This is a genomic window from Gammaproteobacteria bacterium (genome assembly GCA_035279405.1).
GTDB lineage: Bacteria > Pseudomonadota > Gammaproteobacteria > Natronospirales > REEB76 > REEB76.
Window position 1 is genome coordinate 463,765 of record DATEHU010000026.1, and the last position, 14,166, is coordinate 477,930.

11 protein-coding genes are annotated in these 14,166 nt (G+C 64.6%); 2 read left to right on the forward strand and 9 right to left on the reverse strand.

Features of this window, described 5'->3' with window-relative positions; genetic code table 11:
* Positions 1-39: 39 nt before the first annotated feature.
* The 9 genes from greA to hrcA form a co-directional block, all read right to left on the reverse strand.
* Positions 40-516 carry a transcription elongation factor GreA gene (gene greA, locus VJR90_05785; protein ID HKV96983.1) on the reverse strand — a complete coding sequence of 159 codons (477 nt, stop codon included), beginning with the start codon at positions 514-516 and terminating at the stop codon, positions 40-42.
* The gene (gene carB, locus VJR90_05790; GenBank protein ID HKV96984.1) at positions 516-3,737 is read right to left on the reverse strand and encodes a carbamoyl-phosphate synthase large subunit; all 3,222 of its coding nucleotides are present in this window, start codon (positions 3,735-3,737) and stop codon (positions 516-518) included. Before carB ends, greA begins: the two co-directional genes overlap by 1 nt.
* Before the next feature lie 96 nt (positions 3,738-3,833).
* Positions 3,834-4,991 carry a glutamine-hydrolyzing carbamoyl-phosphate synthase small subunit gene (gene carA, locus VJR90_05795; protein HKV96985.1) on the reverse strand — a complete coding sequence of 386 codons (1,158 nt, stop codon included), beginning with the start codon at positions 4,989-4,991 and terminating at the stop codon, positions 3,834-3,836.
* Positions 4,992-5,104: 113 nt separating this feature from the next.
* Entirely contained in the window at positions 5,105-5,911 is an 807-nt protein-coding gene (gene dapB / locus VJR90_05800; protein ID HKV96986.1) for a 4-hydroxy-tetrahydrodipicolinate reductase, read from the reverse strand.
* Positions 5,908-7,047, reverse strand: a complete 1,140-nt coding sequence (gene dnaJ, locus VJR90_05805) for a molecular chaperone DnaJ (protein ID HKV96987.1) — start codon at positions 7,045-7,047, stop codon at positions 5,908-5,910. The genes dapB and dnaJ overlap by 4 nt, the downstream gene beginning before the upstream one ends.
* A 2-nt stretch (positions 7,048-7,049) precedes the next feature.
* Positions 7,050-7,628 (reverse strand): TMEM175 family protein, encoded by a 579-nt coding sequence (locus VJR90_05810; protein HKV96988.1) that lies wholly within the window; start codon positions 7,626-7,628, stop codon positions 7,050-7,052.
* A 93-nt stretch (positions 7,629-7,721) separates the two neighbouring features.
* Positions 7,722-9,656 carry a molecular chaperone DnaK gene (dnaK, locus tag VJR90_05815; protein ID HKV96989.1) on the reverse strand — a complete coding sequence of 645 codons (1,935 nt, stop codon included), beginning with the start codon at positions 9,654-9,656 and terminating at the stop codon, positions 7,722-7,724.
* A gap of 67 nt (positions 9,657-9,723) precedes the next feature.
* On the reverse strand, positions 9,724-10,278 hold the full coding sequence (gene grpE / locus VJR90_05820) for a nucleotide exchange factor GrpE (GenBank protein ID HKV96990.1): 555 nt from the start codon (positions 10,276-10,278) through the stop codon (positions 9,724-9,726).
* Between the two features lie 86 nt (positions 10,279-10,364).
* Positions 10,365-11,426: a heat-inducible transcriptional repressor HrcA gene (gene hrcA, locus VJR90_05825; protein ID HKV96991.1), complete on the reverse strand. Its 1,062-nt coding sequence runs from the start codon at positions 11,424-11,426 to the stop codon at positions 10,365-10,367.
* 141 nt (positions 11,427-11,567) lie between these two features.
* Between hrcA and VJR90_05830 the strand changes: the two genes are divergently transcribed.
* Both VJR90_05830 and recN read left to right on the forward strand, forming a co-directional pair.
* Positions 11,568-12,467: an NAD(+) kinase gene (locus VJR90_05830; GenBank protein HKV96992.1), complete on the forward strand. Its 900-nt coding sequence runs from the start codon at positions 11,568-11,570 to the stop codon at positions 12,465-12,467.
* 3 nt (positions 12,468-12,470) lie between these two features.
* Complete coding sequence (recN, locus tag VJR90_05835; GenBank protein HKV96993.1) at positions 12,471-14,144, forward strand: DNA repair protein RecN; 1,674 nt, start codon at positions 12,471-12,473, stop codon at positions 14,142-14,144.
* The last annotated feature ends 22 nt before the right edge of the window (positions 14,145-14,166 follow it).

Genomic DNA, 14,166 nt, shown 5'->3' on the forward strand with positions numbered 1-14,166 from the left:
AAATGCTCAGCCAGCCAGCGCGAGCTGCTGGGCGTGCGCTTACTCGTAACGCACCTTGACGATTTCGAATTGGCGCTCGCCTGCAGGCGTCTTGACCACCGCCACGTCGCCCGCGCGCTTGCCGATCAGCGCGCGGGCCATGGGTGAATTCACCGAGATGCGCCCGGCCTTGATGTCGGCCTCGTCCTCTCCCACGATCTGGTAGGTAATCTCATCGCCGCTGTCTTCGTCGGCCAACAGCACGGTTGCGCCAAACACCACTTTGCCGTTGGCGGGAATGCGCGTGACGTCGATGACCTCGGCATCGGCGAGTTTGGACTCCAGATCCTTGATGCGGCCTTCGATGAATCCCTGTTGCTCCTTGGCCGCGTGGTACTCCGCGTTCTCGCTCAGGTCGCCGTGGGCGCGCGCCTCGGCAATCGCCTTGATCACGCGCGGCCGGTCTTCGCTCTTCAGGCGCTTCACTTCCTCGCGCAGACGCTCGGCGCCGCGCACCGTCAGGGGAACTTTCGCCATCAGGCCAGCTCCCGGTGCAGGTCCTGCAATTTGTTCACGTCGGCGGATTCCAGGTAATCGAGTGCGATCACCGTAGCCTTGGCCGCTGCGATGGTCGTGTAGTAGGTAATCTTGTGTGCCACCGCTTCGCGCCGGATGGAGTAGGACTCAAGTATGGCCTGTTTGCCCTCGGTGGTGTTGACGATGAGACTGACGTCCTCGTTCTTGATCAAATCCACCACGTGTGGCCGGCCTTCGCGCACCTTGTTGATGCGCTCGCAAGCCACGCCCGCCGCCGTCAGCGTTGCCGCCGTGCCGTGGGTGGCGACCAGCTTGAATCCGCGTTCGATGAGCGCCTTCGCCAAACCCACGACGGCGCGCTTGTCGGCGTCGCGCACCGAGAGCAAGGCCTTGCCGCCGCTGGGAATGATGGTGCCGGAAGCGAATTGCGCCTTGGCGTAGGCTTCACCGAAACCACGGCCCGTGCCCATGACTTCGCCGGTGGATTTCATTTCCGGCCCGAGAATCGGATCCACGCCGCGGAATTTGATGAACGGGAACACCGGCTGCTTGACCGAGAAATACCCGGGCACCGGAATCGCACGCACATTCTGCTGCGCGAGACTGCGGCCCGCCATGCAGCGCGCCGCCACCTTGGCAAGCGGTACGCCCACCGCCTTGGATACGAACGGCACGGTACGCGAGGCGCGCGGATTGACCTCCAATATATATAGTTTGCCGTTCTGGATGGCACACTGCGCGTTCATCAGCCCCACCACCTTGAGGGCGTTGGCGAGCTTGATCACGGTGACGCGGATTTCGGCCTGCATGGCCGCGGATAGGGTGTTGGGCGGCAGCGAACAGCCCGAATCGCCGGAATGGATGCCGGCCTGTTCGATGTGCTCCATGATGCCCGCGACCAGCACCTCCTTGCCGTCGGCAAGCGCATCTATATCCACTTCGATGGCGTCTTCCAGGAAACGGTCCATGAGCACCGGCGAATCGTTGGAAACCTTGACGGCGCTGCGGATGTAGCCCACCAGATCCTCTTCGCTGAACACTTCCTGCATGGCGCGTCCGCCGAGCACGTAGGACGGCCGCACCATCAGGGGATAGCCCACTTCGCGCGCCCGCTGCACGGCTTCCTGCTCGTTGCGTGCGCTGCGCGCCGGTGGCTGGCGCAAACCCAGTTTCTCCACCAGCTTCGAAAAGCGTTCCCGGTCTTCGGCGAGATCAATCGAATCGGGCGAGGTGCCGATGATCGGCGCACCCGCGGCCTCAAGCGCACGCGCAAGTTTCAGCGGTGTCTGACCGCCGAACTGCACGATCACGCCCTTGGGCTTTTCCAGCTCGATGATCTCCATCACGTCCTCGAAGGTCAGCGGTTCGAAGTACAACCGGTCCGAGGTGTCGTAGTCGGTGGACACGGTCTCGGGATTACAGTTGACCATGATGGTCTCGAATCCGTCCTCGCGCAGCGCCAGCGCCGCATGCACGCAGCAATAGTCGAACTCGATGCCCTGACCGATGCGGTTCGGCCCGCCGCCCAGCACCATGATCTTGTCGCGCGCCGAGGGTTGCGCCTCGCATTCCTCTTCGTATGTCGAATACAGATAGGCGGTGTCCGAGGCAAATTCCGCGGCGCAGGAATCCACGCGCTTGTACACCGGGCGGATGCCGTGCTTGCGCCGCAGCGCGCGGATCTCCTGTTCCTTCACGCCCACGAGCGCGGCCAGACGGCTGTCGGCAAAACCCTTGCGCTTCAGCGCGCGCAGGCGCCCGGCATCCAGGGCCTGCAGACCCGCTTCGCGCACGTGCTGTTCCTCCCGCACCAGGTCCTCGACCTGCGCGAGAAACCAGGGATCAATGCGCGACAGATTGAAGATTTCTTCCGGCGCCAGGCCGGCACGGAACGCATCGGCCACGTACCACAGACGCTCCGGGCCGGCCGCGCGCAATTCGTGGCGCAGCATATCCATGACGCCGGTCGCGGTGAAATCTTCAATTTTTTCATTCAGGCCGTCGCTGCCGGTTTCCAGGCCGCGCAGTGCCTTTTGCAGCGATTCCTGGAAACACCGACCGATGGCCATGACCTCGCCCACGGATTTCATCTGCGTGGTGAGGCGCGGCTCGGCTTGGGGAAACTTCTCGAACGTGAAGCGCGGGATCTTGGTGACCACGTAATCAATGGTCGGCTCGAAGGAAGCCGGCGTGGCGCCGCCGGTAATCTCGTTGCGCAGTTCGTCGAGCGTATAGCCGATGGCGAGTTTCGCCGCCACCTTGGCGATGGGGAAACCGGTGGCCTTGGAGGCCAGCGCCGAGGAACGCGACACGCGCGGATTCATTTCGATCACCAGCAACCGGCCGTCCCCGGGATGGACCGCAAACTGCACGTTGGAACCGCCGGTCTCCACGCCCACCTTGCGCAGCACCGCGATGGAGGCATCGCGCATGCGCTGGTATTCCTTGTCGGTGAGCGTCTGCGCGGGCGCCACGGTGATGGAATCGCCGGTGTGCACGCCCATGGGATCGAGGTTCTCGATGGAACACACGATGATGCAGTTGTCGTGCTTGTCGCGCACCACCTCCATCTCGAATTCCTTCCAGCCGAGCACCGATTCCTCGATCAGCAGCTCGTTGGTGGGCGACAGGTCCAGTCCGAGTTCACAGATTTCCACGAACTCGTCGCGGTTGTAGGCGATACCGCCGCCCGAACCGCCGAGCGTGAACGAGGGGCGGATCACCGTGGGATAGCCGATCTCGGCCTGTACCGCCAGCGCTTCTTCGAGGTTGTGCGCCAGACCGGCGCGCGGCACCGCGAGCCCGATGTCCTGCATGGCGCGGCGGAACAGGTCGCGGTCCTCCGCCATGTCTATGGCTTCGCGCGAAGCGCCGATCATCTCCACGCCGAATTTTTCCAGCACGCCTTCGCGCGCCAAGTCCAGCGCGCAGTTGAGCGCGGTCTGGCCGCCCATGGTGGGCAGCAGCGCGTCCGGACGTTCCTTCTCGATGATGCGTGCAAGCGTGCGCCAATAGAGCGGCTCGATGTACACCGCGTCCGCCATTTCCGGATCGGTCATGATGGTCGCGGGATTGGAATTCACCAGCACCACGCGGTAACCTTCGGTGCGCAGCGCCTTGCACGCCTGCGCGCCGGAATAATCGAATTCGCAGGCCTGGCCGATGACAATCGGTCCGGCGCCGATGATCAGGACGCTCTGGATATCGCTGCGCTTGGGCATCGCGGTGCTCTCAACTCCTGCGCATGCCCGCATCGGGCGTGCGCCTGCCAATGCAGCGCGCGCTGCGCGCTGCCGGGGAAAGGTAATTGTGCATGCTCAGGCCGTCGCCGCCATCGGCCCGGCCGCGCGCCGCGCCGCCATGGCGCTCACGAAGCGCTCGAACAACGGCCGCACATCGTGCGGCCCGGGACTGGCTTCAGGATGGCCCTGAAAGCTGAAGGCTTCGCAATCGGTGCGCTCCATGCCCTGCAGCGTGCCGTCGAACAGCGAACGATGCGTGGCCCGCAGGGTCGGCGGCAGACTGCTCTCGTCCACCGCAAAGCCATGGTTCTGGCTGGAGATCATCACTCGTCCGTTATCCAGATCCAGCACCGGATGGTTGGCGCCATGGTGACCGAATTTCATTTTCACGGTACGCGCACCGCTCGCCAGCCCCAGCAGCTGATGGCCGAGACAGATGCCGAAAATCGGAATGCCGGCCTTGAGAAACTCACGCATCGCCTGGATCGCGTAGTCGCAGGCGCCGGGATCGCCGGGCCCGTTGGAGAAAAATAGTCCATCGGGTTTGTAGGCCAAGGCTTCACGTGCGGTGGTTTGCGCGGGCACCACGGTCACGCGGCAGCCGTGATCCACCAGGATGCGCAGAATCGTGAGCTTGGTGCCGTAGTCGTAGGCCACGACGTGGAACTGGCCGCCTTTCACCAGCGGCGATGCATTGCTGTCCGGCCGCCACGTGCCCTGATTCCATTCGTAGGGTTTGCGCGTGCTCACCACCTTGGCGAGGTCCATGCCGTTCAGGCCGGGAAACGCACGTGCCTTTGTCAGCGCTGCGTCATCATGCGCATCCGCGCCGGCGGCGATGCAGCCGTTCTGCGCGCCTTTTTCGCGCAGCAGGCGCGTGAGTTTACGGGTATCGATGCCGGCGATGGCGACAATCTTTTCGCGCTGCAGATATTCGCCCAGCGTTGCGCGCATGCGCCAATTGCTGGCGTGCACCGGCAGATCGCGGATGATCAATCCGCCAGCCATGACGCGCGCCGATTCGGCATCCTCGGGATTGACGCCGGTATTGCCGATGTGCGGATACGTGAGTGTGACGAGCTGCTGGTAGTAGGACGGATCGGTGAGGATTTCCTGATAGCCCGTCATGGCGGTGTTGAACACCACCTCGCCGCTCGCCGCTCCGGAAACACCAATGGAAACACCCCGGAAAATCGTACCGTCCTCGAGAGCCAGGATGGCCGGCTGTTCCAAAGGCACCTCCTCAGTGGCCGCAGCGGGTTGCCGCGGCACCGCAGCTCCCGCGAAACGGGCTGCAGTTGCGGGCGAATTTTAGCGGAACGCGACCGCGTCCGTCCACGGCTGCATCAGCCCACGCGAAGATTCAGCACCTCGACCATGTTGTATTCGCCCGCGGGCCGGCAGACTATCCACTTGGCCGCATCCAGCGCACCGCGCGCAAACGTCGCGCGACTCGTGGCGCGGTGCGTCAGTTCCAGACTCTCGGCCGGACCGCCAAACAGCACGCGATGTTCGCCGGCTTCGTCCCCGGCACGCAGCGAAGCAATGCCGATACTGCCCGGCCGGCGCGGCCCGGATTGGCCGTGGCGCGCGATTACCAGGTGGTCTTCCAGTCGCTGACGGCGCGCCGCCGCCGCGGTCGCGGCCAAAGCCAGCGCGGTACCCGAGGGCGCGTCGCGCTTGTCGCGATGGTGGATGTCGGTGATCTCGAGGTCATAGTCCTCCCCGAGCGCCGTTGCCGCGGCACGCGTGAGCGCCAGCAACAGATTGGCTGCGCGACTCATGTTGGGCGCGGCCAGCACCGCAATGCGCCGGCTGGCGGCCGCGAGTTTGGCGCGCACCGCGTCGTCCAGGCCGGTCACACCGGTCACCAGCGGTTTGCCCGCGGCCACGCAGGCATCCACGGCCGCAGCGGTGCCGGCCGGATTCGAGAAATCCAGCAACACGTCGCTCGTCCGGAGCGCCGTTTTCAGGTCGGTGCTCCAGGCGGGCCCGGGCGGCGGCTCGGCGGGAACATGGCCGGCGCGCACCACGGCGGCACTGATGGTCACGCCCGGATAATCGCGCGCCAACTGGAGAATCGTGCGGCCCATGCGCCCGGCGGCGCCGAGCAGGGCAATGCGCACTGGAGTTGCAGTTGACTGGGTATTCATGCGCGGCCGTGTGAGAAGAAACGCTTCACGCCCTCGAACCAGGAAAGTTCGCGCGGCGAATGTTGAGCCGCCCCGGCGCGCAATGAGGCATCGAGCTGGCGCAGCAGATCTTTCTGTTCCCGGCTCAGATTCACCGGAGTCTCCACTTCGATGCGGCACAGCAGATCGCCGGTGCTGCCGCCGCGCACCGGCTTCACACCCTTGCCCCGCAGACGCAGTACCCGGCCGCTCTGGGTTTCGGGAGTAATCTTGAGCACTACCTTGCCGTCCAGCGTCGGCACCTCGACTTGCCCGCCGAGCGCCGCGGTCATGAGCGATACCGGCACCGCACACAGCAGGTCCGCGCCCTCGCGGGTAAAGAGCGCGTGCGGACGCACGTGGATTTCCACGTACAGGTCACCGGCCGGACCTGCCTGCGGTCCGGCTTCGCCCTCGCCCGCCAGACGGATGCGGTCGCCGCTGTCCACGCCCGGCGGAATCTTCACCGACAGTTTACGGCTTTCTTCCACACGTCCCTCGCCGCGACACTTGGGACAGGGATCGGTGATCACCGTGCCGCTGCCATGGCAGTGCGGGCAGGTCTGTTGCAGCGAAAAGAACCCCTGCTGCATGCGCACCTGGCCCTGACCGCGGCAGGTCGGGCAGGTTTGCGGCGCGCTGCCAGCACGTGCGCCGCTGCCTTTGCAGACCTCGCAGCGCACCAGAGCGGGCACCCGGATGGTGATGCTGTCGCCGAATACCGCCTGCTCCAGCTCCAGCTCCAGCTCATAGCGCAAGTCGGCGCCGCGGTACACGCGCTGCCCGCGCCCCGCCCGCCGGCCGCCGCCGAAAATGTCTCCGAACATGTCGCCGAAGATATCGCCGAAAGCGTCCGCGGGATTGAAACCGCCGGCACGCGCACCGGCGCTCGCCTCCACACCGGCATGACCGAACTGGTCGTAGGCGGCGCGCTTGTGCTCGTCGGTCAGGACTTCGTAGGCCTCCTTGGCTTCCTTGAATTTGCCTTCCGCCGCCTTGTCGCCCGGATTGCGGTCGGGATGGTATTTCATGGCGAGCCGCCGGTAGGCCTTCTTGACCTCGGCTTCGGGTGCAGCGCGCGCCACGCCCAGCACCTCGTAATAGTCGCGCTTGCTCACGCTCATTCGGACAATACTCGTTCAATGCGCCGGTCGGGCACCAGCCACAGGATCGCCACCAGCACATAGAGTGCGTCCGCGATCCACTGGTTGACGAACGCCAGTCCGATGGCGACGACGTAAAACACGACCGACAGCTTGCCCTTGAAATCGCGCCGCACGGCGCGCGCCAGTTTTGACTGTGCGCCGCCGTTGGCGGCAATCAGGGCGCGCTGCAGCGGCTGCCAGGCGAGCGCTGCGGCGAGCAGTACCACGCCATACACCGCGGTCGGCAATGCCGCGTAGTGATTCTCGCCCATCCAGCCCGTCACGAAGGGAATCAGTGACAGCCAGAACAACAGATGCAGATTGGCCCACATCGCCGGGCCGCTGACGCGTTCCACTGCGTGCACAAGATGGTGGTGGTTGTTCCAGTAGATGGCGAGGTAGATGAAACTCAGCACGTACACCAGAAATACCGGCAGCACCGGCGCCAGCGCCGCGAGATCGGCGGCATGCGGCACCTTCATCTCCAGCACCATGACGGTGATGATGACCGCCAGCACGCCGTCGCTGAAGGCCTCCATCCGCCCCTTGCCCATGTGCGCTCCCGTCCGGATTAACACGCGGCCCGCGCAAGAGTTTGAACGCACAAACTCCGGCGCGGGTCGCAACATCGTTCAGTCAGCTCCGGCTCAAGCCTGCTTTTTGCCGTCCTTGACCTCTTCGAACTCGGCATCCACCACGTTGTCCTTGCCCTGCGCATTGGCGCTGTCGCTCGCGCCCGCACCCGCGGGCTTGGGCTCATCCTGCTTCGCGGCATAGACACGCTCGGCGAGTTTGCCCGCGGCTTCCGAAAGCGCCTGGGCCTTGGTCTCGATGACGTGCTTGTCATCCTTCTTGATTGCATCCTTGAGGTCGCTGATCGCCGACTCGATGCGTGCGCGTTCCTCGCCCGACACTTTGTCGCCCAGCTCCTTCAGGCTCTTCTCGGTGGCGTGCGCCAGGTTTTCCGCCTGGTTGCGCGTGTCCACCAGCTCGCGGGCCTTCTTGTCCTCGGCGGCATGCGCCTCCGCGTCCTTGACCATGCGCTCGATGTCCTCCTTGGACAGGCCCGAGGAAGCCTTGATGGTGATCTTCTGCTCCCGGTTGGTGGCCTTGTCCTTGGCGGAAACATTCAGGATGCCGTTGGCGTCGATGTCAAAGGTCACCTCGACCTGCGGCACACCGCGCGGCGCGGGCGGAATGTCGCTCAGGTCGAATTTTCCAAGCGACTTGTTGTCGCGCGCCATTTCGCGCTCGCCCTGCAGCACGTGCACCGTGACCGCGGTCTGGTTGTCATCCGCAGTGGAGAACACCTGCGTGGCCTTGGTGGGAATGGTGGTGTTCTTCTCGATGAGCTTGGTCATGACGCCGCCCAGCGTCTCGATGCCGAGCGACAGCGGCGTGACGTCGAGCAGCAGTACGTCCTTGACCTCGCCCTTGAGCACGCCGGCCTGCACCGCGGCGCCGACCGCCACCGCTTCGTCCGGGTTCACGTCCTTGCGCGGTTCCTTGCCGAACAGATCCTTGACGGTGTCCTGCACCTTGGGCATGCGTGTCTGGCCGCCCACGAGGATGACTTCATCCACATCGCTCACCGACAAGCCCGCATCCTTGAGCGCGGTCTTGCAGGGCGCAGCGGTTTTCTGGATGAGATCCTCCACCAGCGCCTCGAGTTTGGCACGCGTGAGCTTGATGTTCAGATGCTTCGGGCCGCTGGCATCGGCGGTGATGTACGGCAGGTTGATCTCGGTCTGCTGCGAGGACGACAGCTCGATCTTGGCTTTCTCCGCGGCTTCTTTCAGCCGCTGCATGGCGAGCGGATCGTTGCGCACGTCGATGCCCTGTTCCTTGTGGAACTCCGCGGCGATGTAGTCAATGATGCGCTTGTCGAAATCCTCGCCGCCCAGGAAAGTATCGCCGTTGGTGGCCAGCACCTCGAACTGGTGCTCGCCGTCCACTTCCGCGATCTCAATGATGGAGATGTCGAAGGTGCCGCCGCCCAGGTCGTAGACCGCGATTTTCCGGTCGGTCTTGACCTTGTCCAGACCGTAGGCAAGCGCCGCGGCGGTCGGCTCGTTGATGATGCGCTTGACCTCGAGACCGGCGATCTTGCCGGCATCCTTGGTGGCCTGGCGCTGGGAGTCGTTGAAATAGGCCGGAACCGTGATCACGGCTTCCGTGACCTCTTCGCCGAGATAGTCCTCGGCGGTCTTTTTCATTTTCTGCAGCACGCGCGCCGAAATCTCCGGCGGCGCCATCTTCTTGTTGGTCGCCTCCACCCACGCATCGCCGTTGTCGGCTTTGACGATCTTGTAGGGCACCATGCCGACGTCCTTCTGCACCACGTCGTCGGTGTACTTGCGGCCGATGAGCCGCTTAATGGCGTACAGCGTGTTCCTGGGGTTGGTGACCGCTTGGCGCTTCGCCGACTGGCCCACCAGCACCTCGTTGTCCTTGGTAAAGGCCACGATCGAGGGCGTGGTGCGGTCGCCCTCGCTGTTCTCGATGACCCGGGGCTTGCCGCCTTCCATGATGGCCACACAGGAGTTGGTGGTGCCGAGGTCAATGCCGATGATCTTGCTCATGGGTAAACGCTCCGAAACAGGGATGGAACCAAAGTTATCCGGTTAAATGGGGGTAGGCCAAGGGCTTTCAAGCCGCGGCATCCGGGGATTTGGCCACGATCACCCGCGCCGCACGCAGCAGCCGATCGTTCAGCTGGTAGCCCTTCTGCACCGTCAACAGCACGCTGCCGGGCGGGGCCTCGGTACTGGGCTGCAGGGTCATGGCCTCGTGCTGCTCGGGATTGAAGGCCGTACCCCTGGCGGGATTGATTTCGCGCACGTCAAAGCGCTCCAGCAGCGCCGTCAGCATTTTGAGCGTCATCTCCAGGCCTTCGCGCAGGTTGTCTGCCGAGCCGGCCGCTGCGGCAATCCCCGCCTCCAGGCTGTCCTTGACCGGCAAGAGTTCCTGCAGGAAACGCTCCAGCGCATAGCGGTGCGCATTTTCCAGGTCACGCTGGCTGCGCTTGCGCAGATTGTCGAGTTCGGCCACCGCGCGTACGTAACCGTCCCAGTTCTGCGCGGCCTTCTGCTGGGCTTCGGCCAGAGCCGTCTTGAGTTCCACCGCCGGATCCGCCACAGGCTCCGCCGCAGCCGGATTGGGCGCCGCGGCCTGTTCCACATGGGCGGCATGCTTCTTGCTCATTGAGTCCTCCGATTCCACTCTCCGGCTGACGACCGGGCACAATCACGCCATCCGCGGCGCGGACGGCATTTTCCACGAGTTGGGGCTTACTTGCGCGGGTTCAAGGCTGCGCCCAGCAGGCGCGCGGTCAAATCCACCAGCGGGATGACGCGCTCGTAGGCCATGCGCGTGGGGCCGATCACGCCCAGCACGCCGACCACTGCGTCGCCCACCTTGTAAGGCGCAGTCACCACGCTGCATTCGTCCAGCACCCGGTAACCGGATTCCTCGCCGATGAAGATCTGCACGCCCTCCGCGGCGATGCACTTGTCCATGAGGTGCAGGATTTCACGCCGCTGATTGAAGGCCTCGAACAGCCGGCGCAGCTTTTCCACGTCCGACAGCTCGGCCCATTCCATGAGGTTGGTCTCGCCGGCCATCACGTAGCTGCGCCCCTGATTGCGGCTGCGGTGCTCCGCGGCCTTTTCCGCCATGTGGATCGCGGCCAGCATGAGCTCGTTCATGCTCTCGCGCGTGCTGCGCAGTTCCTCGATCAGCGCGGTGCGCACGGCCTGGATGTCCTTGCCGGCAAAATGCGCATTCAGGTAATTGCTGATCTGCTGCAGGGCACTGGGCTCGTAACGGCGGTCCAGGTGCAGAACGCGGTTCTGCACCTCGCCCTCGTTGATCACCAGAATCGCGAGTACGCGGTTGTCGGACAGCGGCAGGAATTCGATGTGACGCCAGGCGACATGTTCGAGCCGTGGCAACGTGACCACGCCTGCCATGTGGGTCACCGCCGACAGCAGGCTGCTGGCCGAAGTCAGCAACGCCTGCGGGTCGGCATCTCCCACATCGAGCTGCTGGCGGATCAGGCGCACTTCCTGCTGTGCCAGCGGCTTCACGGTCAGCAGCGTGTCCACGAAGAAACGGTAGCCCTTGACCGTGGGCACGCGCCCGGCCGAAGTGTGCGGCGAAGCGATGAATCCGATGTCCTCAAGATCGGCCATGACGTTGCGGATACTCGCGGGGCTCAGCTCCATGCCGGAATCCCGCGACAAGGTGCGCGACCCCACGGGCTCACCGTCGCGGATATAGCGCTCCACCAGCACTTTGAGCAGGTGTTGTGCGCGTTCGTTCAGCGCCGTCGCAGCGGTCGGGCCCGTCATGTCTGCCATCGCTCCATTGTCACGCATCTGGCACCGGCCAGCGCCGAGTGTCGTTGAAAAAACTGGCAGCCCGCCGTGAGAACCGTCAAGCACAGCCCGGCATTTCGCGCTCCGGGCGGCCATGCTAACGTTGCCGGCCGTATGCCTGCTCATTTTGCCACCATCGCCGTGCTGGGCCGCGAAGGCGACCCGCAAATTGCCGCGACGCTCATGCGGTTGCTGGCGCAGCTGCGCGTCATGCACGCCGTGACGCTGGTGGACGCGGCGCTGGCGCCGCTGCTCGGACACCCATCCGATGCGCAACTGGCCGACCATCCACGGTTGGCCGCGGCCGCGGATCTGGCCATCGTCATCGGGGGCGACGGCACGCTGCTCAGGGCTGCGCACCTGTTCACGGCCCGGCCGGTGCCGCTGGTCGGCATCAACCTCGGGCGCCTGGGTTTTCTCACCGACATTTCGCCGGACTCGATGGACACGGACATCGCGGCCATCCTGCGCGGCGAATACCACTCCGATCGCCGTCTGCTGCTCGAAGCCGAAGTTGTGCACGGTACACACACTGCCGCCTGTGTACCGGCGCTCAACGACGTGGTCATCCAGAAAACCGGCGGCGGGCGTCTCATCGAATTTGAAACGCATGTGGACGGGCAATTCGTGTGCGCACACCGCGCCGACGGCATCATCGTGGCCACGCCCACCGGCTCGACGGCCTACGCGCTTTCCGGCGGTGGTTCAATTCTGCACCCCGCGCTGGATGCCATGATCCTGGTACCCATCTGTCCGCATGCGCTCGGTGACCGCCCCATCGTACTGGGCGCCGGCAGTCGTGTGGAAATCGTGATCAGCCAGACCCACGGAGGCCGGGCGCAGGCCACCAGCGACGGCCAGCACACGCAAATACTCAATGCCGGTGACCGCATACGCGTGTGGCGCGCGGATCGCGCCATGACGTTCATTCATCCACGCGGTCACGATTACTTCCGCATACTGCGCACCAAGCTGCACTGGGGTCCGGCGCCCGCGCGCGGCGATAATGAATAACGCATGCTGACCCAGCTCGCCATCCGCGACTTTGCCATCATCGACAGGATGGACCTGGATCTGGCCGCCGGCCTGAGCGTGCTCAGCGGCGAAACCGGTGCCGGCAAATCCATCTTCGTGGACGCATTGGGGCTGGTGCTCGGCGACCGGGCCGACGCCGAAGTGATTCGTCTGGGCGCCGAGCGCGCCGAAATCGGCGCCGAATTCGACATCGGCAAACTGCCATCGGTGCGTACATGGCTGGATGCGCATGAGCTCGCGGCCGACGGCGCGTGCATTCTGCGGCGCGTCATCGGCCGTGATGGTCGTACGCGCGGCCAGATCAATGGACGCAGCGTACCGCTGCAGCTGCTGCGCGAGCTTGGTGAACAGCTGGTGGACATCCATGGCCAGCATGAACACCAGTCATTGCTCAGGCCGGCTGCACAGCTTGCACTGCTTGACGAGTATGCCGACAAGGCGGCCCTGCTTGCCAAAGTCACCGGGCTGTACCGCGAGTGGAAAGCAGCGCATGAGCGCCTCACGGAATTGCGCGCCGCCGCCCGGAACCGCGACACGCAGCTGGATCTGCTTGGCCATCAGGTAAGCGAGCTCGACGCTTTGGGTTTGCAGCCGGGTGAAATCGCGGCGCTGGACGCAGAGCACCGTTGCCTCGCCAACAGCGGCAAGCTCATGCAAGGCGCGCAAACCGCGCTCGACGCAGTTTATGAAAATGAAGAAACTTCCGCGCATCAATTGACTCACCAGGCATTGGCCGCGCTCAGCGCGTTGGGTGAACTCGATGTGCGCCTGAAGCCGGTCGGGGACCTACTGAACAATGCCGAAATCCAGCTCGCGGAGGCCGGCGAAACGCTGCGCCGCTACCTGGCCGACACGGATCTCGATCCGCGGCGACTGGAACAGGTTGAAAGCCGCCTGGGTGCGATTCACAATCTGGCACGCAAGCACCACCTCGATCCCGAGGAGTTGCCCGCGTTGCTGGAAAAGCTGCGCATCGAGCTGCACGCGGTCGAAAACGCCGAAGTCGCGCTACAGGAACTGGAACGCGAACTCGCGCGGCTGCGCGACGCCTACCGCGAGTCCGCCAGACAACTCAGCCGCGAGCGCGTGCAGACGGCTGCCCGCCTTGGAACCAAAACCACCGGCATCATGCGCGAACTCGGAATGCCCGGCGGCCGCTTCGCGATCGAGACCCACACTGACGCCGAGCGCTTTTCAACGCTCGGCAGCGACACGGTGGAATTCGAGGTGAGCGCCAACCCCGGCCAACCGCTCAAAGCGCTGGCGCGCGTGGCTTCGGGAGGTGAACTTTCGCGCATTGCGCTCGCCATCCAGGTGGTGGCGGCGCGTGCCAGCGCCGTGCCCTGCATGATTTTCGACGAAGTGGACGCCGGCATTGGCGGCGGGGTGGCCGAAATCGTCGGCCGCTATCTGCGCAGCCTCGGCGCCAGCCGCCAGGTGCTGTGCGTCACGCATCTGCCGCAGGTGGCTTCGCAGGCGCATCAGCACTTCCGCGTGCTCAAGCAGACCCACGGCGAGAGTACATCCGTACGCATCGACTTGCTCGACAAAAAATCCAGGATTGAGGAGCTCGCACGCATGCTGGGCGGGGTGGAAATCACCGCTACTACACGCAAGCATGCCAGCGAAATGATCGCGCGCGCGGGTAATTCCTGAAGGCCCATTCCCCTTTCCGCAC